The sequence below is a fragment of the Paenibacillus sp. LK1 genome, from assembly GCF_002750415.1.
In the GTDB taxonomy this organism is placed as follows: Bacteria; Bacillota; Bacilli; order Paenibacillales; family Paenibacillaceae; genus Paenibacillus; species Paenibacillus taichungensis.
On record NZ_PEII01000003.1, the window covers coordinates 246,946 to 270,311 of the forward strand.

General features: G+C 44.2%; 21 protein-coding genes. 5 read left to right on the forward strand and 16 right to left on the reverse strand.

Annotated elements, in window-relative coordinates; translation table 11 throughout:
* Nucleotides 1-130: 130 nt before the first annotated feature.
* On the reverse strand, nt 131-613 hold the full coding sequence (ilvN, locus tag CS562_RS08065; protein WP_076289931.1) for an acetolactate synthase small subunit: 483 nt from the start codon (nt 611-613) through the stop codon (nt 131-133).
* The gene (gene ilvB / locus CS562_RS08070) at nt 610-2,361 is read right to left on the reverse strand and encodes a biosynthetic-type acetolactate synthase large subunit (RefSeq protein WP_076289932.1); all 1,752 of its coding nucleotides are present in this window, start codon (nt 2,359-2,361) and stop codon (nt 610-612) included. The genes ilvN and ilvB overlap by 4 nt, the downstream gene beginning before the upstream one ends.
* A 601-nt stretch (nt 2,362-2,962) precedes the next feature.
* Between ilvB and CS562_RS08075 the strand changes: the two genes are divergently transcribed.
* The gene (locus tag CS562_RS08075) at nt 2,963-3,406 is read left to right on the forward strand and encodes a GNAT family N-acetyltransferase (RefSeq protein ID WP_076290142.1); all 444 of its coding nucleotides are present in this window, start codon (nt 2,963-2,965) and stop codon (nt 3,404-3,406) included.
* 6 nt (nt 3,407-3,412) lie between these two features.
* Here CS562_RS08075 and CS562_RS08080 read toward each other — a convergent pair whose 3' ends face one another.
* From CS562_RS08080 to CS562_RS08120, 9 genes are all read right to left on the reverse strand, one after another.
* Nucleotides 3,413-3,787, reverse strand: a complete 375-nt coding sequence (locus tag CS562_RS08080; RefSeq protein ID WP_099854872.1) for a hypothetical protein — start codon at nt 3,785-3,787, stop codon at nt 3,413-3,415.
* Nucleotides 3,788-3,999: 212 nt separating this feature from the next.
* Nucleotides 4,000-4,962 carry an ABC transporter permease gene (locus CS562_RS08085; protein WP_076289934.1) on the reverse strand — a complete coding sequence of 321 codons (963 nt, stop codon included), beginning with the start codon at nt 4,960-4,962 and terminating at the stop codon, nt 4,000-4,002.
* Nucleotides 4,963-6,042: an ABC transporter permease gene (locus CS562_RS08090; RefSeq protein ID WP_076289935.1), complete on the reverse strand. Its 1,080-nt coding sequence runs from the start codon at nt 6,040-6,042 to the stop codon at nt 4,963-4,965.
* On the reverse strand, nt 6,035-7,573 hold the full coding sequence (locus CS562_RS08095) for an ABC transporter ATP-binding protein (protein WP_099854874.1): 1,539 nt from the start codon (nt 7,571-7,573) through the stop codon (nt 6,035-6,037). Before CS562_RS08095 ends, CS562_RS08090 begins: the two co-directional genes overlap by 8 nt.
* A gap of 341 nt (nt 7,574-7,914) precedes the next feature.
* A complete protein-coding gene (locus tag CS562_RS08100) occupies nt 7,915-8,955 on the reverse strand; it encodes a BMP family lipoprotein (RefSeq protein ID WP_076289936.1) in 1,041 nt (346 codons plus the stop codon).
* Between the two features lie 579 nt (nt 8,956-9,534).
* Nucleotides 9,535-9,894: a 50S ribosomal protein L20 gene (gene rplT / locus CS562_RS08105; protein WP_017689664.1), complete on the reverse strand. Its 360-nt coding sequence runs from the start codon at nt 9,892-9,894 to the stop codon at nt 9,535-9,537.
* A gap of 88 nt (nt 9,895-9,982) precedes the next feature.
* Complete coding sequence (gene rpmI, locus CS562_RS08110; protein WP_017689665.1) at nt 9,983-10,186, reverse strand: 50S ribosomal protein L35; 204 nt, start codon at nt 10,184-10,186, stop codon at nt 9,983-9,985.
* 24 nt (nt 10,187-10,210) lie between these two features.
* A complete protein-coding gene (gene infC / locus CS562_RS08115; protein WP_024628309.1) occupies nt 10,211-10,705 on the reverse strand; it encodes a translation initiation factor IF-3 in 495 nt (164 codons plus the stop codon).
* Nucleotides 10,706-11,017: 312 nt separating this feature from the next.
* A complete protein-coding gene (locus tag CS562_RS08120; RefSeq protein WP_099854876.1) occupies nt 11,018-12,256 on the reverse strand; it encodes a glycosyltransferase family 2 protein in 1,239 nt (412 codons plus the stop codon).
* 714 nt (nt 12,257-12,970) lie between these two features.
* Between CS562_RS08120 and CS562_RS08125 the strand changes: the two genes are divergently transcribed.
* The gene (locus CS562_RS08125) at nt 12,971-13,498 is read left to right on the forward strand and encodes a phosphatase PAP2 family protein (RefSeq protein WP_063564190.1); all 528 of its coding nucleotides are present in this window, start codon (nt 12,971-12,973) and stop codon (nt 13,496-13,498) included.
* A 50-nt stretch (nt 13,499-13,548) separates the two neighbouring features.
* On the forward strand, nt 13,549-14,697 hold the full coding sequence (locus CS562_RS08130; protein WP_076289938.1) for an MGDG synthase family glycosyltransferase: 1,149 nt from the start codon (nt 13,549-13,551) through the stop codon (nt 14,695-14,697).
* An 82-nt stretch (nt 14,698-14,779) separates the two neighbouring features.
* On the opposite strand, the gene CS562_RS08135 is transcribed toward CS562_RS08130, so the two are convergent.
* The 3 genes from CS562_RS08135 to CS562_RS08145 form a co-directional block, all read right to left on the reverse strand.
* Nucleotides 14,780-16,333: an ABC transporter substrate-binding protein gene (locus tag CS562_RS08135; protein WP_373561699.1), complete on the reverse strand. Its 1,554-nt coding sequence runs from the start codon at nt 16,331-16,333 to the stop codon at nt 14,780-14,782.
* 107 nt (nt 16,334-16,440) lie between these two features.
* Nucleotides 16,441-17,280 carry a carbohydrate ABC transporter permease gene (locus tag CS562_RS08140; RefSeq protein WP_373561708.1) on the reverse strand — a complete coding sequence of 280 codons (840 nt, stop codon included), beginning with the start codon at nt 17,278-17,280 and terminating at the stop codon, nt 16,441-16,443.
* 89 nt (nt 17,281-17,369) lie between these two features.
* On the reverse strand, nt 17,370-18,275 hold the full coding sequence (locus tag CS562_RS08145) for an ABC transporter permease (protein ID WP_076289941.1): 906 nt from the start codon (nt 18,273-18,275) through the stop codon (nt 17,370-17,372).
* 399 nt (nt 18,276-18,674) lie between these two features.
* On the opposite strand from CS562_RS08145, the gene CS562_RS08150 reads away from it, so the two are divergent.
* The gene (locus CS562_RS08150) at nt 18,675-20,921 is read left to right on the forward strand and encodes an AraC family transcriptional regulator (RefSeq protein ID WP_099854882.1); all 2,247 of its coding nucleotides are present in this window, start codon (nt 18,675-18,677) and stop codon (nt 20,919-20,921) included.
* 115 nt (nt 20,922-21,036) lie between these two features.
* Here the strand turns inward: CS562_RS08150 and trmB are convergent, their stop codons facing one another.
* Together trmB and CS562_RS08160 are read right to left on the reverse strand one after the other, a co-directional pair.
* Nucleotides 21,037-21,786, reverse strand: coding sequence for a tRNA (guanosine(46)-N7)-methyltransferase TrmB (gene trmB / locus CS562_RS08155; protein WP_076289943.1), 750 nt, complete (start codon nt 21,784-21,786; stop codon nt 21,037-21,039).
* Nucleotides 21,787-21,938: 152 nt separating this feature from the next.
* Nucleotides 21,939-22,139 carry a hypothetical protein gene (locus CS562_RS08160; protein WP_062320234.1) on the reverse strand — a complete coding sequence of 67 codons (201 nt, stop codon included), beginning with the start codon at nt 22,137-22,139 and terminating at the stop codon, nt 21,939-21,941.
* 272 nt (nt 22,140-22,411) lie between these two features.
* Here CS562_RS08160 and mnmL point away from each other — a divergent pair, with 272 nt between their 5' ends.
* Entirely contained in the window at nt 22,412-23,365 is a 954-nt protein-coding gene (gene mnmL, locus CS562_RS08165) for a tRNA modification radical SAM protein MnmL/YtqA (protein WP_076289944.1), read from the forward strand.
* Nucleotide 23,366 lies beyond the last annotated feature (1 nt).

A 23,366-nucleotide genomic window follows, 5' to 3' on the forward strand; every position in this document is an offset into this window, starting at 1 on the left:
TGTTAAATTGCAACTTGTACGGGACTGGCACCTCATCTAAGATGAACGGTATTTCTCAGCTTAATGCTGCTAACACACCTTTGTCGTTCCGTTGGATAAGCATCAGACCATGTTTTTTCAATATGACTGTTTAAACGTTGCCTCGTACCAATGCAGTTACGCCTGTACGTGACAGTTCGCGAATGCCGTATGGCTTAAGCAATTCAATCATCGCATCGATTTTATCTGTATCCCCGACCACCTGTACAATCAGGCTGCCTGGACCAACATCCACAACAGATGCGCGGAAAGTCTCCACCACACCCAGAATTTCTGGACGCTCGGATGGCTCTGCTTTGACCTTGATCAATGCAAGTTCACGGGCAACCATCGGCTTCAGACTAAAATCAACTACTTTGATGACATCAATGATTTTGTACAGTTGCTTTTCAATCTGTTCCAGCGTTTTGTCATCACCAATCGTCACAATGACCATCCGGGACAAACCCGGTTCCTCGGATTGACCTACCGTGATACTCTCAATGTTGAATCCCCGTCGACCGAACAACCCCGATACCCGCTGCAGGACGCCAGGCTGATCGTTGACCAATATCGAAATCGTATGTCTTATCATTCCTCAGCATCCCCCATCAGCATTTGATCGATTGTCGCTCCTTGCGGAACCATTGGATATACATTTTCTTCCTTGCGTACTACGAATTCAACAACGACCGGTCCTGGTGTATCCAGGGCTTCTTGCCAAGCACGCTCGGCTTCTTCCTTGTTGGTTGCACGCAATCCTTTTACACCATAAGCTTCAGCAAGTTTTACAAAATCAGGGCTGCCTGCCAGATCGATATGACTGTAACGGTTCTCATAGATAATCTCTTGCCACTGACGTACCATTCCAAGGACCTGATTGTTGATAATAACAATTTTCACCGGGATATTGTTAATGGCACAGATTGCGAGTTCTTGAGAACACATCTGCATTCCGCCATCACCGTTGATGGAAATAACGAGTCTGTCCGGGTTGGCCATTTGAGCACCGATTGCAGAAGGGAATCCAAAACCCATCGTTCCCAGTCCACCAGAGGTTACCCATGAACGTGGTTGGTTGAATTTGTAATACTGAGCAGCCCACATTTGATGCTGTCCAACGTCCGTAGTCACGATTGCTTCGCCTTTGGTTGTATCATTCAGCATTTCTACAACCCACTGCGGTTTTAATACTTCATCTGAATCTGTATAGCTGTAAGGTTTCTCTTGTTTCCATTGTTTGATCTGATCTCTCCAAGCATCCGCACGTTCAGCACGTTGAACCTCTTTGTTCGCTATTTCGAGAACCGTTTTCACATCACCAACGATTGGAATATCGGTTGCGATGTTTTTGCCAATTTCAGCCGGATCAATATCAATGTGTACAATTTTGGCATGTGGAGCGAATCCGTCCAGCTTGCCTGTTACCCTGTCATCAAAGCGTGCTCCGATGTTAATCAGCAAATCCGATTTTTGTATCGCCTGATTGGAAGTGTATGTTCCGTGCATACCCGGCATACCAGTCCACAATTCGTGCCCACTTGGGAATGCTCCAAGTCCGAGAAGTGTTGTCGTGATTGGAATGCCTGTCTTCTCGACAAATTCGAACAGCGCTTCGTGTCCACCAGAGTAAACTACACCGCCGCCTGCCAGAATCATCGGACGTTCTGCTTCCTGAATCGCCTGAGCCAGACGATCAACCTGAAGTTTGTTCGGTACTGTCCGTGGGTTGTACCCTCTCAATATAACAGGTTCAGTCACGGGTTCAAACAACGTTTTGTTTGCCGATACATCCTTCGGAATGTCGATCAATACGGGACCTTTACGACCAGTATTCGCAATATGGAACGCCTCATGAATGACACGTGGCAGATCTTCTACGTCTTTTACCAGGTAACTGTGTTTGGTGATTGGCATTGTAATTCCGGTAATGTCCGCTTCCTGGAAAGCATCTGAGCCGATCAGGCTGGAAATTACATTCCCCGTAATGACTACGAGTGGTACGGAATCCATATACGCTGTTGCAATACCCGTAACTAGATTCGTTGCTCCAGGTCCGGAGGTAGCGATACAGACACCCACTTTTCCGCTCGCCCGTGCATATCCGTCAGCTGCATGAATGGCGCCTTGTTCGTGACGAGTTAACACGTGCTTGAAATCCTCGAAACCATACATCGCATCGTAAATGTACAACACTGCGCCGCCCGGGTAACCAAATACACACTCTACACCTTCCAGCAACAAGCTTCTCAGCAGAATTTCGGAACCGCTAATGACCTCCGGCTTCATCCATTTTTCACGTAATTCATCTGTCGATCGTACTTCTGGAATTTGAGCTCCCATCAGTCATCCTCCTCTCGGAATTTACATCATTCTGACATTTAAAGTTACAAAAAAAACCTTCCATCCCTGCAAACAAGTTTATGCTTGCGAGGGACGAAAGGTTGTTGCTTCCGTGGTACCACCCAACTTTGTCCGAAATTTCGCAATAACGGACCTTACCAGGTACAAAAAACGATAGATCAAACGGATATCCCCGTTCTCCATACCTGTTGTCTGTAACGCAGACATACGATTTTCCCTAATAACCCAATGGAGTGACATCCAATGCTTTTCAGGAAAACAGCTCCGAGGTGAGCTCGTATATAAGGGGTAATGGTGGTGGTTTCAGCAATTCCAGCCACTCTCTGAGCAAAAGAGCCCTTAAAACTTCGTCCTCTTCATAGCCGATGAAATATTCTCGTTAAATGTTAGGAACATTATATGATTCCTCCAACCGATAAGTCAATACCCCTTTTGTATAAAAATTCAGAACGTCCTTAATCCTTCACTCTCCATCTTTAACGTTACCCCAATCCCAACGCTTCATTCAGTCACCTTTCAACTTGCCTCAGGCATAGGATATACGAGCAGCACGACTGGTCCTGAAAGGAGGCTTCCGATGGTGATTCGGCAACGTAAATCCAAGCTGGATGATGTCGCCATAATGAGGCTGATTGACTCTCAACTTGTTCCTCTATCTCATATGAGTGAAAGTGAAATCAATAAAATACGCAAAGAAATACCCCTGCGAATGAACAGGGGCATGACCTTTGTTGTCTCATCGAATCCTGACAACGAAGCCGTCGCATTCATCCATTTTCTCATGCACGGTGAACTGCTGTATGTGGATATGATGGCTGTTGCCACAAAAGAACAGCGAAAGAAATACGGTCAGACCTTGCTGCTCAAAGCGGAAAATTTTGCGGCATCTCGTGGTTGCAAAAGATCCAAAGTGATGGTGGACGAAGGCAATACCAAAGGTCTTCGATTTTACCAGAAAAATGGATATAGCACCATTCGATACATTATGTTAAGCCGCTGTTACGAGTTAGAAAAAACATTATAAATCTGTTTAGAAAAAGCCCGGTGGCCGTGGTCCATAGGGTCCATATCCTGGGCCTGGGCCATATCCACCACCAAATCCCGGTCCATACCCCGGTCCTGGTTTTGGCCCTGGGCCATATCCCGGACCACCACCTGGACCAAAACCGAATCCAGGGCCAGGGCCGTAAGCATAAGGAAGCGTAGCGATGGCGAGTAAATCAAATAATACCAATGGCAAAATAGCTTTAGTGTGTACTTTTTTGCCAACGGGACGTTTCAGCACCAATTTGTTACCCGATACTTTCAACAGTCTTCCGGTTACCCGAGTACCGTCTTTTTTGATCGCGACAATATTTTTGCCTATTAATTTCATCGCTGCATCACGCGTAACATGTTGTTTCATACTTTCCCCTCCTCCTCGGATCGTTCAAAACAGTGTATTCGTCCAGAGCCGGCTTCGCCTGTTTCTTTGTCCCTAAATGAAAATATGGGTGCCTTTCTCTATAACAGTTTAAAAACTAGTAATCTGATATTTTTCTTTGTGAAACAAAAAAAAGTTCGCACGAGGCGAACCTTTTCAAGTAAAGCATTATGTGGGAAATGATAATTCTGTCGTTACCTTTTCCCGGGATCATACGGTTCCCCGAGTGCGGACGGAGCAGAAGAGCGTCCAACAGCCGCAACGAGCACGATGATGGTGAGCAGGTAAGGCAGCATATAAATAATTTCCTGGGGAATACTTTGAGACCATTCGAACAACTGTACATAGTTCCGGATAGCTTGCGAGAAACCAAAGAACACAGCCGCCCCAAAGGCACCAATCGGATTCCACTTACCAAAGATCATTGCTGCAATCGCAATGTAACCTTGGCCGGAAACGGTATTATGAGAGAATGTGCCTGTCGTAGTCAGCGTGATTGCAGCTCCACCAATAGCAGCCAGCGCACCACTGATCATTACCGCAACGTAACGATAACGACGCACTTTAACACCTACGGTATCCGCAGCACTTGGATGTTCACCAACCGAGCGAAGACGAAGACCGAATGGGGTTTTGTACATAATGTAATACGTCAGAAAGACGAACAAAACAGCCAGATATGTTGTCGGATACACATTCTTGAAGAAAGCTTCCCCAAGCAAAGGAATATCTTTTAACAGTGGCACATCAAACTTGCTGAATCCTTGTACCAATGGTGAATCGCCTGATCCTTCAAACAGCAGCTTTACCAGATAGAGTGTGCTTCCTGCTGCTAGAAAGTTAATAACGATACCACTAATAATTTGGTCAGCCTTAAACGTAATGGAGGCAACCGCGTGGATCAGTGAAACCACTACACCCAGCACAACCGCGAACAAAATCCCCATCCAGGCAGACGTTGTTCCACCCATGCCAGCTTCTTGTGCATAATGCGCAGCAATCCCTGCAGCAAACGCACCAAACACCATGAAACCTTCAAGTCCAAGGTTGGTCACACCGGATTTTTCCGAGAATATCCCGCCCAGGGATGCAAAAATCAATGCCGTGGCAAAGACAAGCGTCGTATTGATAATTTGCCCAATTGTCAACAAGTCCATCTACAACACCTTCTCTTTCTTGCGCTTGGAATAGAACGGTTTAAGTACCCAGCGCACGATGCCTTGTGCCGCAATGAAGAAGATAATCGAACCGATAACAATCCGAATAATCTCGGGCGGTACATCCGCAGCAAAGCTCATTCCCGCAGATCCATAAGTGAGCGTACCGAATAACAACGCACCCAGCAACACACCAAACGGATGATTCAAACCAATCAGTGCAACAGCTATGCCGTCAAAACCTGTTCCTGGCGAGCCAGACATAACAGTCTGGTATTGGAACACACCAAGAACCTGGAATGCACCGCCAAGACCTGCAAGCATACCACTGATAAACATAGCTTTAACGATATTGCGATTGACATGCATACCCGCATACTCTGCCGCATTCGGATTATATCCTACAGCACGAATCTCGTACCCTTGTTTGGTTTTCCACATGTAGATATAAAAGAGTACAGCCATAACAAGAGCTATCAATGTTCCCATGTGAACACGGGAGTTGCCCATCAGCTCAGAAAGCCATGTCAGACTAATCGATGCGGTATCACTGATATCCACCGAACGATTTTCACCTTTTAACAGCAGGAATTGGCGCACGATTAGGTTGGCCAGATACAGACCAATCCAGTTCAGCATGATACTACTGATAACTTCGTTTACCCCACGCGCTGCTTTCAGGTAACCAGCAATAGCTGCCCACAGTCCACCAAATACTGCACCAGCAATCAATGCCAGTGGAGCATGAATATAGATTGGCAGACCTGCAAACTTCACACCTACAAAAGTCGCCGCAGTCATACCAACGAGAAATTGTCCTTCTCCCCCGATATTAAACAGTCCTGCACGTGACGCAAATGCAAATGCAAGTCCTGTCATAATCAGCGGTGTCATTTCTCGGACTGCTTCACCAAAGTTGTACATGTCTCCGAAAACCTTCGTAAACAATGCACTGTATGCTTCAATCGGATTGTATCCGCCGATCAGCATGACAATACCACCGAGGATCAGACCCATAATGATGGCTACAATAGGTAATATAAATGAATCACGGGTAAACCATTTTAATACGTTATTCATGCACAGTACCTCTCTTTTGGGTGCTGCCCGCCATCATCAAGCCGAGCTCCCTGTCATTGGTTTCTTCCGGCAGCACCTCGCCCACAATCTGTCCTTCGTAGATGACAGCAATTCGGTCGGATACGTTGATAATTTCATCCAGCTCGAATGAGATCAGCAATACCGCTTTGCCCTGATCACGTTGTGCAATCAATTGTTTTTGAACAAACTCAATAGCACCTACGTCCAGACCACGAGTTGGCTGAGCAGCAATAAGCAGTTCAGGGTTCTTATCAACCTCACGTGCGATTATGGCTTTCTGTTGGTTCCCTCCCGATAAGGAGCGGGCCTTCGTTTCAATGCTTGGTGTACGCACATCAAAGGCCTCGACAAGACGCTTTGCTTGCTTCTTGATCGCATCGAAGTTAAGGAATCCTTTACGTGTATAAGGAGCTTTATAATATGATTCCAGGACAATATTTTCACTCACCGAAAAATCTAGTACAAGTCCATGTTTGTGCCTGTCTTCCGGAATATGAGCTACACCTGACTCCGAAATATGGCGCGGAGAATGATTAGACAGTTCTTTACCCTCGAGGCGAATCGAGCCGCTATCTACTTTACGCAGTCCGGTAAGAGCCTCAATCAGTTCGCTCTGTCCATTACCATCAACACCTGCGATTCCTACAATCTCTCCTGCACGTACATTCAGGTTGAGTTCGTTCAGTACCGAGATACCTTCTTTATTCTTGGCGGTCAATTTGCTAACTTCAAGCACATTGTTTCCTGGAGTAGCTGGCTTTTTGTCCACTTTAAAAGTGACATTGCGGCCAACCATTTTTTCTGCCAACTCATTCGGATTCGTTTCTGATGTTACAACTGAATCAATCACTTTACCACGACGAATAATCGTCACCGTATCGGAGATTTCCATGATTTCTTTCAGTTTGTGTGTAATCAGAATAATGGACTTGCCTTCGGCCACCAATTTTTTCATGATTACCATCAGTTCTTTGATTTCCTGAGGTGTTAATACAGCAGTAGGCTCGTCAAAAATAAGAATGTCTGCACCACGATACAACGTTTTTACGATTTCAACACGTTGCTGCATTCCGACGGAAATGTCATGAATTTTGGCATGCGGATTCACTTTGAGTCCATACTGTTCAGACAGACGCTGCACTTCAGCAGCAGCTTTTTTATAATTAATGTTGAGACCTTTCCTTGGTTCAGATCCCAAAATAATGTTCTCTGTTACCGTGAACGGCTGTACAAGCTTAAAGTGCTGATGCACCATGCCGATGCCAAGATCGATTGCTTTGTTAGGGCTGTCGATGATGACAGGCTTGCCATTCACTTCAATGGAACCTTCATCCGGCTGATAGAGACCAAAGACAATATTCATCAACGTTGATTTACCAGCGCCGTTTTCGCCCAGTAGAGCATGGATCTCGCCTTTACGAAGCTGAAGGCTGATGGCGTCGTTGGCAACAATGCCTGGGAAACGCTTCGTGATTTGTTTCAACTCAACGACGGGGGTTGCTGCACCCATGTAATCACCCTTATACCTGATATAGTGTGGTTCCGCAAACGTAAGAAAAACGTCTAACGACGTTTATCCAAGGAAGATGACCGCATTTTAGCGGTACTTTTTCTTAGGATCATCGAATCCTTCAGTTTCACCGAAACTTCTGCATTCCATAATCTTAAGAAAAGCTCCTACCGGAGCGTTGATACGAAGTCTTCTTGCTTTTGCCTTGGGCTAATCCCCAATCACATAATACATAGCTTGTACAATTGTTATGATGATCTGAGCAAATTTTCCTACTTTGACAATCATAAGGCCGGTCAAGACCGGCCTCGATGATTATTCATTTTTACAGCAGAATCAGATTACTCTGTAGGAACTTTGATTTCGCCGTTGATGATTTTTTCTTTGTACTCGTCCACTTTGGCAAGTACATCAGCAGAAACATTTTTCGTAGAAGTATCAGCGACACCTACACCGTTTTCTTTCAAAGTCAGGTTCTCAGCTCCGCCTTTGAATGTACCATCGATGATTTCTTGGTTTACGCGCTTAACAGCTTCGTCAACTTTTTTGATCATGGAAGTCAGTGTTACTTCATCACCAAACTCCAGGGATTGGTCTTTATCTACACCGATAACCCAAACGTCTTGACCTTGTTTCTTACGAGCGATTGCTTCGTTGAACACACCATTACCAGTAGCACCGGAAGCGTGGAAAATGATATCTACGCCTTTGTTGTAAAGTGTAGCTGCTGCTGCTTTACCAAGGTCAGGCTTATCAAATGCACCTGTGTAGTTCGGAATGAATTCAGCATTAGGATTAACAGCTTTAACGCCTTCTCTGAAACCTACTTCAAACTTTTTGATCAGTGGGCTTTCCATACCGCCAACAAAACCAATTTTGTTCGATTTAGTTGTCAGACCAGCTACAACACCTACCAAGTAAGAACCTTCTTCTTCAGCAAATGTTACCGATTTAACGTTAGGAGCATCAACAACACTGTCGATGATCGCGAGTTTGGATTCAGGATTTTGTTCAGCTACAGTCTTGATCGCATCAGCCAATTGGAAACCGATACCCCAAGTCAGATCATATCCACCTTTAACGAACTCGTTCAGGTTTGGAATGTACTCTTCATCGGATTTACTTTGCAGGTATTTAACAGCTACACCTGTTTCAGTTTCAGTTGCTTGCAGAGCTTCCCAAGCGGATTGGTTAAACGATTTGTCGTTAACTCCACCTACGTCAGTAACCATACCGATTTTCAAATCGGATTTAGCTTCAGTGTTTTCGCCACCTGTAGTTCCTCCGGCATTTGTTTCCTCTTTCGGTTTGCTACCGCAACCTGCGAGCATAACCGATACTGCCAGCAACATGACCAAAGACAAGCTGAGCATCTTCTTCATTTCTCTTGTTCCCCCTTAATGATATATACCTAATTCCTGTCCAGGCCAAAATGGAACGGATCAACAGATCGATAATATGGCTTTTATGCAGAATGTATGGTTTCTTCGACATTAAAAGCGCATTCTTACCCCTTAAAGATTGTGTCACCTGTCGAAAAACCGAACATTATGACTTGAAGAGAAAATTTTAGGACTAGCCTACTAGAGGTGATTATACATTCAACCCGTGGTAAAATCCAGATGTTTCATCACCAAATCTCACTTATTTTTGCTCTTTTTTTATTGAAAGCGCTTAATAATTTAACGATTTAACACACTAACGTTACAACGATGTGATGTTATATAACAAATACATATCACTCTTCCTAGAAAGATGTGGAATTCACCTGTTTTCGTTTGTATTATTTCACCGTTCGTATTTTATGTATTATCATAGCCTGTTATTCACCCGTTATATGCTTTCATTGTTCCCTTACAGGCTGCAGCATATTCGTTTCACACGACCCTGCTCTTTGGAGTAAATCAATCTTCAAGCCGTAAAAAAAGCCGCCATAGGTACGGCGGCTTGCATAAACAATTTTAAGCGTTGATTTTGCCTTTAGCTACAGTAGCCAAAGAGTTGAACGCATTGATGTCGTTAACGGCCAGATCAGCCAACATTTTGCGGTTCATGTCTACTCCAGCAAGTTTCAATCCATGGATCAGTTTGTTGTAAGACAAACCATTCATACGTGCTGCAGCATTGATACGAACGATCCACAGTCTGCGGAAGTTACGTTTTGTGTTGCGACGGTCACGGTATGCGTATACCAGGGATTTCATTACTTGCTCGTTAGCTGTTTTAAAAATACGGTGTTTGGAACCGAAATAACCTCTTGCCAGTTTCAAAACCTTTTTATGACGACGACGTACTACAAAACCGCCTTTTACTCTTGCCATATTAAAGAACCTCCCAAATAAATATAAATGTATCCGTGGTATGTGTACGGCCGTAGCCGATCCCCCATACGGAATGTACTAATTAGAATTAGCCTTTCAAGTTAGCCAAACCTTGTTTCAAACGTCTTACGTCCCCGGCAGCCATAACTGGGTTGCCGTTCAGAACGCGCTTAGCACGTTTTGATTTGTGGGAAAGCAAGTGGTTTTTGTGAGCTTTGTAACGCAGGACTTTACCGGAACCGGTAATTTTGAAGCGTCCTTTCAAACTGCTGTGTGTTTTCATTTTAGGCATTTTGTGTTTCCTCCTCCAATGTTATCAGGCTTTAGGAGCCAGAATCATGATCATACTGCGGCCTTCCAATTTTGGTTGACGTTCGATGGTGCAAAGTTCTGCAACCTCCACCTTAACGCGTTCCAAAATCCGTTGACCAATGGCGGCATGCGCAATTTCACGTCCGCGGTAACGAACGGAACATTTTACCTTGTCGCCTTCTTTCAAGAACTTAACTACATTACGAAGCTTCGTTTGATAATCATGCTCCTCAATATTGGAACGGAACCATACTTCTTTAATGTCAACAATTTTCTGGTTCTTACGGGCTTCTTTGTCTTTCTTTTGTTGCTCATAGCGGAATTTGCCATAGTCCATGATGCGGCATACCGGCGGTTTAGCCTGTGGTGCCACATTGACCAGGTCCAAGTTCAGGTCAATCGCCATTTGCAGTGCTTCCCGAATCGGCGTGATCCCAATTTGTTCTCCTTCAGCTCCGACAAGGCGTACTTCCTTCGCCCGAATCTCATCATTAATCATGTGATCTTTACTAATAACCGTCCACCTCCAGGTCATTTTGAATATCCTGTTACACAAAAATAAAAGGGATGCCGGTTAAGCTACCGACATCCCTGTAATCAACACAATTCTTCATGAGTAAACACTTCATAAATTATTGGGATCGTTGACCAGCCAACATATTTGTTGATCAGGTGAGAAGTCGGACTTCTACTTGTGATTCCATAGCTATTCATTTAACGCACTTGAATACTATAACATCCTGTAAAACTATTGTCAACGTCTCTACAATATTTTTTTTACAGACATGCTTTCATCCAAGGCGACCTGTCATTATCCCTGCTTACTCTGTACCTCATCCAAACGTACAACACGTGTATGTTGGGTATGGCTCCATTGTTTGTTGTTCTGCGTAAAGAACGCGTAGAACGTAATTGGGTACCATGAAAGAAGGTAAATCGGGAACAAGATCAGGTACAGATACACTTTGGCAAAAGTAACCTTTTCCAACGCCATGGACAACAAGAATGTCAGGACATTCAGACCAATCGCTACGAATCCTACCCAAAGCGGGAAATATCCGTATATGTTTGCGATATGTGGACCACTGAATATCGCTGTATCCACCCACAGGACAGCTGTCATCAGGAACGTAAGCAAAACAACGTACACGTTTGCTCCATACACAGCAAGGTCAAATTTCACCAAGCTTCTTTCCTTGATACTTTGCCACAGCAGCGGGAAAAAATATCTACGCGCAACTGTAAAGTGACCTTGCATCCAGCGAAGACGTTGTCTTGCTGAAGCTTTAAAGGTTAACGGCTTCTCATCAAATACTTTGGCATCATAGTTAAAGACAGGATATACATTACGCTGAACACTGCGCATCGTAAACTCCAAATCCTCAACCAGACTTGTAGCGCCCCAACCAATTTCCTTCAGCAGGTTAGTCTCGAAGCACATTCCAGTACCTCCGAGGAAATTCGCCATATTCAAATTATGACGGGACAACTGCCACAGACGGTTGATGTACCAGTAAGATACGCCATAAGCTGCAGTGATCCATGAATCCTCTGGATTTTTCGTATCGATGTATCCTTGAATTACACGCGAACCATTGCACAAGTCGTCATTCATCTCGAGCAAGAAGTTACGGTCAACCAAGTTATCCGCGTCAAACATGACAACTGCGTCATACTGGCGTGGCAATTTCCACAGGTATTTAAGCATCCATTCAATGGCATACCCTTTACCTCTGAGATCAGCATTCGTACGTACACAAGCATTCAATCCATGCTGTCTTACAATTTGAGCCGTTCCATCCGTACAGTTGTCACAAATGACAAACACATCGTACAGATCTTCTGGGTAATCCAGTTGTTTCAAGTTCTCCATCAAAGCACCAATAACTTGTTCCTCATTGTGTGCTGCGACGAGTACAGCGAAAGATTTTGTCGCCGGATAATGTTTCTTTTTCTTTTTCTTAATCAGACCGAACAGCGAAAACGTGAATTGGTACACGGCTAGCAGTGCCAGAATGACCTGCATCGTGACGAATATAGCGTCCAACATCGTTCTCTGTTACCCCCTTTTTTTCAAAACCAGATTACTTTAAAACGTTTCTCTTCCTGGATTCTGCACTTTTTATTTTTTTTGTGATGCGCAGAATATGACCCTGTTCTTTTGTTTACTACGCAAATATTTCAGACAATGTTTCAAGCATGGTTGATGCCAGTTGGCTGCTTTATCGATTTTGTATTCTTTTCAGCCATTTGTCAAAACCGCAATTCCACTTCCTGAAGCAGAAATGTGAACTTTAAACGCTGAATAGGCACCTCGTGATACTCCAACCTCGCATTCATGCCTGTTATATCTTATTTTCAGCCGTTTACTTGATTTTTATTTCTAAAGTCCCTGCTTTTTTCATCAGGCTGATACATATCGACAGAGGCTCTATATCAAATAACGTAAACAGACCTCAAAAAGTTCAGTCTTAAACTCACATTTTTTTAACCGCATTTCAGCCATGTTGAATCATTGTATCTTTTTTAGATCGTCCGAGTCAAAAAGTTAAGTTGGGTGTATATCCACTCTTTAACATGAATTTTACCTTATTCACATGTGTTCTTCTTGAAAAGGACAACATTTAAAAATATGATAAACATATACCTGAAATAACCTCAAGTTCACGAAAAAACGGTTATATACTAATCAGGACGAAACCGGACACAGCAATTTACCGGAAATACTGCCGCCAACATGGGGCCTGACTGGCAGGAGGCCAATATGAGCCGTTTATTCGTAAAGTTTCAAGAGTATGATCGAAATGTATTTATGTGGATTAATGGTCGACTTCATAATCGATTTATGAACTTTTGGCTGTATTATTTCACCCATCTGGGCGGAGCAACTTCTTCTATTGCAGTATCCTTACTAATTTGGCTGCTTGCTCCTGCTCCTTGGAGCACAACAGGACTTCAGGCATGTATCGCTCTAGCGGTTAGCCACATTCCCGTAGCAATCGCCAAAAAACTGTATCCGCGCATTCGGCCTTACCTGGCTCTACCGGATACGATTACGTTCCGCAACCCCCTGACGGACCATTCGTTTCCTTCAGGGCATACTACTGCCGTATTCTCAGTTACGGTCCCTTTTATGACGATGGAGCCGTTCCTGTTGCTGTTGTTACTCCCTGTTGCATTAATTGTCGGATTTTCACGAATTTACCTGGGATTACACTATCCCTCAGATGTGCTCGCAGGTGCTACGATCGGTACTTTAGTCGCACTTGCAACAGTTGCTTTATGGACATAATGTGAATATGTTAGACTAAGGAAAACCTAGCAGGAACAGGTGAAGCAAGCGTGGAGAAAAAAAGAGTATTACTATTATCTGAAGGCTTTGGCGCTGGTCATACTCAAGCCGCTTATGCGCTGTCCAGCAGTTTGCGAAAACTTTCGCCGAATGTGCAAACCAAAGTACTTGAGTTGGGAAGTTTTCTGAACCCCAGAGTTGCGCCACTCATCATTACAGCGTACAAAAAAACGGTCATTAACCAGCCCAAGCTCATCGGGTATGTATACAAGCACCAATATAAAAAATCCTTGAATCGGCTGACTACACTCGCGTTGCATAAACTGTTTTATACCCATACACGCAGCATTGTCCGTCAGCTTCGTCCGAATGTTATTGTATGCACCCACCCTATTCCCAGTGCCGTCATATCCAGACTGAAACGTCTGGGTGTGCAGGTTCCACTTTGTACAGTCATCACCGATTATGACGCACACGGGACATGGATTAGCCCAGAAGTGGATCTGTATCTTGTTTCTACAGATGAGGTAAAGTCCAAATTAATGCTGCGGGGTGTATCTTTAGACAAAATTCGGGTTACCGGCATTCCGATCCACCCCAACTTCTGGGAACATCCCGGGCGGGATGAGATCCGAGGCAAATTTAATCTGAAGAACATGCCTACTGTACTTGTGATGGGCGGTGGTTGGGGAATGCTTAGTGATGAAGTGGTTAACCAATTATTGACACGCTGGCATGAGGATGTTCAGATTATTTTCTGTCTTGGCCGCAATGACAAAAGCCGTATCAATATGGAACAGAATCCGTTGTATCAAAAAGATAATATTCATATCATCGGTTACACCAATGAAGTGGACAAATTAATGGAAGTATCTGATCTCCTGATCACCAAGCCGGGCGGAATGACATGCAGTGAAGGGTTGGCAAAAGGAATCCCCATGCTTTTCCATAATCCGATACCGGGTCAGGAAGAAGAAAATGTTCAGTATTTCACCGCACGAGGTTTGGGAGAGCCCATTACTTCCCTCGACGTTGTTGTAAAATGGATGAATAAACTGCTTCATAACTACCCTGACATTGTCCGCAAACGTAAACGCCACATGGCGCAGATTGCCAAGTATCACCCCATGCAGAGCGCACAAAGTATTATCGACCTTTTGGACCTTCGTCCCTACTCTGCAGACCAAGCCGGACTGTAACGGCTTCAAACAAGCTTGCATATACACAGTAAAGGTGCCTTCGAATCGAAGGCACCTTTTTTAATATGAAGAAAAGTACAAACTATTGAATCCCAGCCGACTTCAAGTATTCCTGCCACTGTTTGGTATACTCAGTCTGAATTTTCTCAAGGCCTGCCTGTTTGGCTTTTTCCATGAATGTATTCAAACCTGCTTCTACATCCTCTACCAATCCCACATTCAACGGATAGAGATACTGCTTTTCTACCTGCTCCAGTGCAGCTTTCTCAGCTTGGAATGGCGTCCAATCTTCAGCAAATCCAGTAAAGATATCCGGCTTTTTCATTTTGTCCAGCTCTTTGAAAATTGCCAGCACATCATCAAAACTCTTATCATAGAGCATGAATTCCGGATTACGCCAAGCCCAGCCATTCATGCCTTCGCGCGGGAAGCCATTGGTCTGGGCATCGCCCACCATTTTATAATAACCGTCTTGAACTTCAAAGTTCTTGCCTTCCACACCATATTCGGTAAGCCAGTTGTAACGTTTGTCGGTAACCAGTTTCTCATAGAATGCGAGTGCTTTCTCCGGGTTTTTGCTGCTGCGCGGAATTGCAAAACCATTGTGGATCGGGTGAACTGGTTGTGCAAATCCTTTGGCATTCGGGTAAGGGAAATAACCGAGCTTCCAATCCGGGTGAGTGGACTGGACCTTGATCACATCCGCATTAAATTTGTTCGGGTTCTCACCCGACAGTACAACGGCAGATTTTCCATTTTGCAGCAATGAGTTGGATGTATCCTTCACATTCAGCACGTTTTTCGGGAAAAAGCCTTTGTCCATCCAACGTTTGTACGTTTTCAGGTCTTCCAGATGCTGTGCAGATCCCCAATAGGAAGTGATATTGGATGGTGTATCATACATGATATCCAGGCCATAAGGGAGCTGACCTGCCGTATTCACCAGCTTGGACGTCAATTGTCGAATACCATGGGTATGGTTCGCATTGCTATCCGCAATTGGAATCATATTCGGTTCATTAGCTTTGATTCCATCCAGATAAGCTTCGAGTGTCTCCAGAGATTCCGGTTTGGGCAGATTGTACTTCTCACGCAAATCCTCTCGGTACGCAATACCCTCAGTAACATATTCAGTCCATGTCGATGGTACAGTATAGATCTTGTCATTGACTTTTACCGCTTTCCACATGTCATCAGGTACATAAGCTTTGAGCGTTGGTGCTGCCTTAGGCAGTAGTTCATCCAGAGGCAGGAATGCTCCTTTTTTCGCATAGGACTGATAAAATGTCCAATCTGCGGTAAAGATCAGATCAATCGGTTGACCGGAGGACAGCAGCAGTTTATATTTTTGGTCCCAGTCTGTCCAAGAGGTATAGTTAAATTTCACATTGACGTTCAGATCGGCCTCAGCCAGCTTGTTGATTTCCGACTCAATCACAGGCAGATCCTTAGGTGCATCACCAAGCATGTAGAATTGCAGTGTTACCTTCTCCCCTTTGTTTTCAGAAGAACCTCCCTGCTCACTTCCTTGCACAGATCCCCCCGAACCGCTATTACATGCAGCAAGCACCCCGGCAAACAACATCAGGGCAAGTACCATAGACAGGTGCCGAATTGTTTTGTTACGCATACGCATCCTCCCTTTTTGTGGTCAACCTTATATGTTAGCGCAGACTCGCCATAGTTCAGACGCAGACGGACAGACAGCTATCCCGCAATCTGAACCCACAACGCGTGCACGTTCTAACCTTTTACCGCACCAATGGTAAGCCCCTTGACAAAGTAACGCTGCACAAATGGATACAGGAACAAGATCGGGCCAGTAACCACAATAGCCATCGCCATTTTGGTCGATTCGGTAGGTACATCCTGGCTAAGTGTTATGCCGGTACCAATCGCCATCTGGTCAATGAAGGTAATCGTGTTCATGGTGTTATACAAATAGAATTGCAGCTGGTACATATCCGGGTTGTTAATGAACAAGGATGATGTGAACCAGTCATTCCAGTATCCCAGTGCCAGAAATAACCCTACAGTGGCAATGCCGGGCATCGCCAGTTTCAGCACTACGCTAAAATAAATGCGGAAGTCATTCGCTCCATCAATTTTGGCTGACTCAATCAGCTCATCCGGTACGGCTGAACGAATGAAATTTTTCATCAGAATAATGAGAAATGGCGTCATTAGTCCGGGAAAAATCAACACGGTATACGTGTCCGTAAGATTGAAATAGTTTGCCAGCATGATATACCAAGGAACCAATCCCCCACCAAAGAGAGTTGTGAAGTATATGAAAAATGAGAAGGCGTTCCGGTACCTGAAATCTTTGCGTTGCAGTACAAATCCCGCCATCGTAATGAGAAATAGTCCAAGAGCCGTACCCACAACGGTTGTAAATACCGTCACGCCATAAGCTTTAAGCACCTGGGTCGGAAATTTGAACACCATCTTATAACCTTCCAGGGAGAAATCGGCGGGAAAGAGGTGATACCCATCTCTTACAATGGATTCGTTGCTGCTGAATGAGCCGGATAAAATTAAAAGAAATGGAATGATACAGATTAAGGAAAGAATCAGGATCATGCTGTAAGCGATGATTTGAAACAACAAGGTGAATTCCGTATCTCGGGCACGAGTATGCATATTAGCTCTCCCTTCTGCCTATAGGCGTTTTAGAACAAGGCGTAGTCCTCATTCACTTTACGGATGATATAGTTGACGGTCATGATCAGGATAAAACCGAACAGCGATTGATACAAACCAGCCGCGGTAGCCATTCCGATATCAAACGTCACTTTCAGGGAACGATACACATACGTATCGATGATATCTGTAGCGTTATATAAGACACCGTTGTTTCCAATGAGTTGGTAAAAGAGATCAAACTGTCCCTTCATAATGCTTCCGAGCGAGAATAACAACAGGATGACAAAGGTAGGTTTTAGCATTGGTACGGTGATATACCAAATACGCTGAAAGATATTGGCCCCATCAATTCGGGCTGCCTCGTAATACTCATCGCTAATCCCTGTAATAGCTGCAAGGTAGATGACCATGCTGTATCCGAGATTTTTCCACAGATAAAAAATGATGATAAGGAACACCCATATCCAAGGTGTATTGTAAATATCGATTGGGCCTGCCTCAAAACGTTTGAGTACCGTGTTCACAAAACCGGATTCATAGTTAAACATGTTGTAAGCGATTACACTTAATAGTACAAACGAGATGAAGTACGGTAAAAACATGACCGACTGCGTAATTTTCTTAAACACTTTTCCCCGAATTTCACTGAGCAAAATCGCACAGAAGATCGCTAGCCCGTTTCCTAATATAATGAAGGCCAGATTGTACCCCACCGTGTTGGTTGTCAGCTTGAGCAGCATTCCGGATTGCCACAGGAACTTGAAGTTCTCCAGTCCAACAAATGGACTGCCGAACAAACCACCTTCAAAATCATAACGAGTAAACGCATAATAGATGCCGACCATCGGAAAATACGAGTTAATCAGAAAAAAGATCAATGTAGGCAGCAGCATCAGGAACATGATTTTGTTTTTGTTCAATTCTTTGAGCATGGCTCGATCCCTCCCGAATTTCTTACGGCGCGGCGCGCAGTGGAGCTCTGTTTTTATTGTAGTTGCCCTAAGTGCTACCGGATACTGAATCATTCGGCCGGATCATGAACGATTCTGCGAAACAGAATATGAACAATATGAACGAACACTGAAATGATGCCTGAGCGTTCACAAAAGTTGATATCGTGCATAGGTTGAACCTAGTGAACAATAAAGCGAAAGTTGAACTTTAGCTAAGGAAATCGAGCATAGCAGCCGTTCTTCGTTGATGTAAACGCATACATAATATATAATTCAAGATACATCCGTGATTCACCACGCCCATATATGAAGTCTTATCCTTCGCTATGAAGTCTAACTTTGTTCATCCAAAACAGGAGGTCCACGGGAGGAAAGGTCATGCGCAAACGTTCAGAGGACAGCCAGAAGGTGTTTGCACGGATTCTCATCGGCATTATTGTTAGCACCGTTGCCACCTTGCTTGTGGCTTCTACCATTTTGTACGTCAACTATAATCGTATTGCCCTTCGTCAGGTCTACCGAACTGATATGAATGGTCTTACCCAGACCAGTCGGGAAGTCTCCAAGATGACCGAGACCGCCAAATCACTTTCTTACCAGATTTATCAGGATTACACCATCTCTGCCCTCCTGCTCTATTCCAATCCGAGTATCTATGAAATTACATCAGCGATGGAACAACTCGACAACTATCGCATGTCCCTCCCTTTTATCGAATCCATCTATGTTTATAACTCCAAAAATGATGAGTTCTTTATCAGTTCAAATGAAGTTCGCAATGGACAACAGTCCATCTCGGAAATTGACGATCAGGGGATTACAAGCATCCTCGACAGGTTCCATGACTACAAACCATTTGTCCCCATTCCGCGTACATACCAGGTTGGCTCCACAGAGGAAACTCAAGTCAGCAGTTATACGTACCTCTGTTATGACACGATCAATGACAATGCCACATTGAATTATGCGGTCGTAGTAAATATCAAGGACGACTGGCTCAGTCCCAATATGAACTCAGCCGATCAGCCTGGGAAAACGTTTATTATCAATGAACAGGGACAGTTATTGTCCGATTTCAGCAATCGTGCGTTGATGAAAGATTTGTCCAATGAAACGTTTATGCAGCCAATTCTGGAAAACAAGGAGCAGTCCGCCTACTTTACCGCAGAGGTTGATGGAAAAAAGTCACTTATTACCTACACCGCTCCTGATAACCTAGGGTGGCGCTATGTACGAATCACGCCATATGACCTGATCACCTCAGATATTCGTAATATGCGGACACACACTGTTCTGTTTTGTCTCGGGCTATTAATTGCCGGTGTGTTCTTGTCCTACCTCGTGTCCCGAAAGCTATATCATCCTATTGATAAAGTACTTGTCCGTATGCGTGTGATGGAAGCAGAGCGTCGTGGCAGTCTGCATCTATTACGACAGGACTTTCTACGCGGGGCTTTGCAAGGACGTGAAACGGTAACAGGAGCTATGCTGGAGGACCGAATGAAGTTTTATGGCTCTTCTGTTGATGTTCATTGTCTAACCAAACTAGTACTGCTTCGTATTGATCATTTTACCGATTTCAATGATACCTACCGGGATGAAGTCCAACTTATAAAATACGCGATGATGAACATTTGCACGGAAACGGCTGACCTTTACTACCACACCGAAGCTGTGGATATGGGCGGCGATCTGATCACACTTATCTTTAATGATAAAGTTCAGGATGAAGCTGATTATGAAAATAACCCTATTGAGGACCTGCTGCGCATGATGCAGGCTGCCGTGATGACACATCTAAGATGTTCCATTTCATTTACCATTGGACCTGTGGAAGATTCACTGGAAAACAGTATTGCTTCTTATACCCGATCAGCAGAAGCATCTCTTCATCGTTTGTTCATGGGTCCTGGATGCCTTATTTACACCTCGGACATCATGGCGTACCATGCCAAAGAATATGCTTTCCCTGTTGGAAAAGAGAGACAGTTGATTGATTGCCTGATGACAGGCAAAACAGGTGAAGCCAAACAGGTCTATGCAGACATCGTGAGCGAAACGGCAACATATCCATTTACCGTATTTCAACTGGCTCTGTCCCATCTGACCATGACCCTGAATCATGTAAGAAACACACTCAAAAAGAACAACCAGCTTACACTTGAATCCATCTCCGATCGTTCAATGCTGCCGATCCATGATGCCGAGGATCTCAGTGAAGTTCACGCACACTTCTATCGCATGTTCGACGAGCTTGGATCCAAAGTTGAGGAAAAAAGAACGCTTAGACATGAAGAACTCATTCGCAAAATTAACTGCATTATTGAGAGAGATTACGCAGACACCAATCTTTGTCTGACCTCGATTGCAGATGAACTAGCCATGTCACCCATCTATGTCAGCAGACTCTATAAACAACTAACGTTAAAAGGTCTAACCGATGTTATTAACGAGACTCGCATAGCCAAAGCGCAATTCCTGCTCATTGAGACGGAAAACTCTGTAGCTGATATTGCCGAGCAAACCGGATTCACCAACAGTTCTTATTTCTATCGGATGTTTAAGAAATTCAACGGGGTTACTCCCAACGATTATCGACGTAAGGAGCTTCATTCGGAGCTTTAGCAGAAGTAAAATGGACATCCACAAGTTACGGCATGAGGTTTAGTTCATCCAAAATAGCAAAAAAGCGTGATATGAGAGTCTGGTAGCCAGATGCATATCACGCTTTTTTATAATATTACTCTTGATCTTCGCCAGACTCGTCCGCAGCTTCCCGAACTTTATACTTGTCCAAGCGGATCTCTTGATACTCGCGCAAGGCTTCTTCACCAACGATGACTTCAACCCGGTGAATGTTCATGCCTTTACCCATGAATTTCTGCTCATACTCTGTCATGACATGCTCTTCATTCAATCCATCACGGTGCAGGTTCAGGGACAAATTGGTCATTTGCAGGCCAAAGTCGGCAATCGCATTGAGAGAGAAATCAAACAATGTCTCCGAATCTGTTTTGAAATGAATCTGTCCTTTGGTGTTAAGCAGTTCCGTATATTTCTTCAGGAAACGTGGATGTGTCAAACGACGGCGTGCATGCTTGGCTTTTGGCCAAGGATCGCTGAAGTTCAGATAAATCCGTTCCAGTTCTTCCGGTTCAAATACATCTTCAATCTGTTCGATATTAGCAAGCGCCAGCTTCAGGTTGGGTGGTGTCTCCACTTCTGCCTGACTCCATGCTTTCCGAGCCTTCTCGCTGGCACGACGTACCAATTCATCATACATATCAATACCGATAAAATTAAATTCCGGATATTTATAACTCATTTGGCTGATAAATTGACCTTTACCCATGCCAAATTCCACAAAGATCGGATGGTCATTGCCAAACAATTCAGACCATTTTCCTTTGTACTGTTTGGGATCAAGAACAACGAGGTCAACTTGTTGCTCCAAATTTTCACGAATCCCTTTTCTGCCACGTAAACGCATCTTATTCCTCCGTTTATCCATACTTGTCTCAGAATCATTTTGCCGAAGAACTGGCTAATTGTAAAGAGCAATGAAAAAGGAATCTTCGGATCTGCCACTTTGGGGCAAATCTCAAAGATTCCCTCTTCGATTTATTTGGAATTGGGGTCCAACTACTTTAATAGTTCATAGTCTACCTTATCTTGGTGTGAAAAATCAAATGTCTTTTCGAAAGCATCGCGAACTTTTTGTCTTGCAGCCGCTTTCACTTTCGGATTGCCATTGAAACGAACACCTGTCAAAGCCAGAGCTTCTTCTGCCGTCAGTTCTACAGAAACATGATGAAGATCATTATTTTTAACTTGGGAATTCATTCATATCACCTCACGGTATAGTATGGTCCATGACGTCAACATTGATTCAAATGCTATGATGAATAGTACCCATTAGATGGTGTCTGACGCTGGTTTAAATATAACATAATGTGTAAACTATAGCAAGGATAAAACCTCGTTTATACGGCCTATTTTTGCGACTAGATTCCCCTTTTTTTGAGTTTTTTGATACAATGGTAAAAGTTCAAAAAGAGTCGAATTCGGTATTATAATAAGCAAGCCATTAGGTAAGTCAAAGGAGTACCCTGAAGATGAATGCACCTTCAATACAACCTCCTCTTCTATGGGGAGATAAACGATTCCATACCTGGAATTACGAAATGAGAGACGAGTTTAACAATAAGGTCTTCAAAGTGATGCTGGATGCGGGTTTCACCTGCCCGAACCGAGATGGATCTATTGCCAAAGGGGGCTGTACATTTTGCAGCGCTCGTGGATCGGGTGATTTCGCCGGTAGCAGACGGGATGATTTGGTCACCCAATTTAATACCATTCGGGATAAACAGCATCTGAAATGGCCTACAGCTCACTACATTGGCTATTTCCAAGCCTATACGAACACATACGCACCCGTTGAAGAACTGCGTGAATATTTTGAAGAAATTTTGAAACAGCCCGGTGTTGTCGGTCTGTCCATCGCCACTCGGCCTGACTGTTTACCGGATGACGTCGTTGATTATTTGGCTGAATTGAATGAACGCACCTACCTCTGGGTTGAGATGGGTCTGCAAACCATTCACGAGTCCACGTCAACCCTAATTAACCGTGCACATGATACTCATTGCTATGAAGAAGCCGTTGCGAAGTTGCGCAATCGGAATATTCGGGTGTGCACACATATTATTTACGGACTGCCGCAGGAAACCCATGAAATGATGCTGGATACCGGACGAGCTGTTGCCAACATGGATGTGCAGGGAATCAAAATTCATCTACTTCATCTGATGCGCAAAACACCAATGGTGAAGCAGTATGAAGCCGGGCTCCTTCGTTTCCTCGAACAAGACGAGTACATTAAACTGATCGTCGATACGCTGGAGATGCTTCCACCCGAAATGATTGTACACCGCCTTACAGGGGATGCACCGCGTGATTTACTAATTGGGCCGATGTGGTCCATGAACAAATGGGAAGTGTTGAATTCCATTGATCGTGAGCTGCGTGAGCGGGATTCCTGGCAAGGTAAATACTGGAGGGGTGCTTAAG

Coding starts and splice junctions, on each gene's coding strand:
- ilvN (WP_076289931.1), bottom strand. CDS start 613: ATGATAAGACATACGATTTCGATATTGGTCAACGATCAGCCTGGCGTC.
- ilvB (WP_076289932.1), bottom strand. CDS start 2,361: ATGGGAGCTCAAATTCCAGAAGTACGATCGACAGATGAATTACGTGAA.
- CS562_RS08080 (WP_099854872.1), bottom strand. CDS start 3,787: ATGAAACAACATGTTACGCGTGATGCAGCGATGAAATTAATAGGCAAA.
- CS562_RS08085 (WP_076289934.1), bottom strand. CDS start 4,962: ATGGACTTGTTGACAATTGGGCAAATTATCAATACGACGCTTGTCTTT.
- CS562_RS08090 (WP_076289935.1), bottom strand. CDS start 6,042: ATGAATAACGTATTAAAATGGTTTACCCGTGATTCATTTATATTACCT.
- CS562_RS08095 (WP_099854874.1), bottom strand. CDS start 7,573: ATGGGTGCAGCAACCCCCGTCGTTGAGTTGAAACAAATCACGAAGCGT.
- CS562_RS08100 (WP_076289936.1), bottom strand. CDS start 8,955: ATGAAGAAGATGCTCAGCTTGTCTTTGGTCATGTTGCTGGCAGTATCG.
- rplT (WP_017689664.1), bottom strand. CDS start 9,894: ATGGCAAGAGTAAAAGGCGGTTTTGTAGTACGTCGTCGTCATAAAAAG.
- rpmI (WP_017689665.1), bottom strand. CDS start 10,186: ATGCCTAAAATGAAAACACACAGCAGTTTGAAAGGACGCTTCAAAATT.
- infC (WP_024628309.1), bottom strand. CDS start 10,705: ATGATTAATGATGAGATTCGGGCGAAGGAAGTACGCCTTGTCGGAGCT.
- CS562_RS08120 (WP_099854876.1), bottom strand. CDS start 12,256: ATGTTGGACGCTATATTCGTCACGATGCAGGTCATTCTGGCACTGCTA.
- CS562_RS08125 (WP_063564190.1), top strand. CDS start 12,971: ATGAGCCGTTTATTCGTAAAGTTTCAAGAGTATGATCGAAATGTATTT.
- CS562_RS08135 (WP_373561699.1), bottom strand. CDS start 16,333: ATGCGTATGCGTAACAAAACAATTCGGCACCTGTCTATGGTACTTGCC.
- CS562_RS08140 (WP_373561708.1), bottom strand. CDS start 17,280: ATGATCCTGATTCTTTCCTTAATCTGTATCATTCCATTTCTTTTAATT.
- CS562_RS08145 (WP_076289941.1), bottom strand. CDS start 18,275: ATGCTCAAAGAATTGAACAAAAACAAAATCATGTTCCTGATGCTGCTG.
- CS562_RS08150 (WP_099854882.1), top strand. CDS start 18,675: ATGCGCAAACGTTCAGAGGACAGCCAGAAGGTGTTTGCACGGATTCTC.
- trmB (WP_076289943.1), bottom strand. CDS start 21,786: ATGCGTTTACGTGGCAGAAAAGGGATTCGTGAAAATTTGGAGCAACAA.
- CS562_RS08160 (WP_062320234.1), bottom strand. CDS start 22,139: ATGAATTCCCAAGTTAAAAATAATGATCTTCATCATGTTTCTGTAGAA.
- mnmL (WP_076289944.1), top strand. CDS start 22,412: ATGAATGCACCTTCAATACAACCTCCTCTTCTATGGGGAGATAAACGA.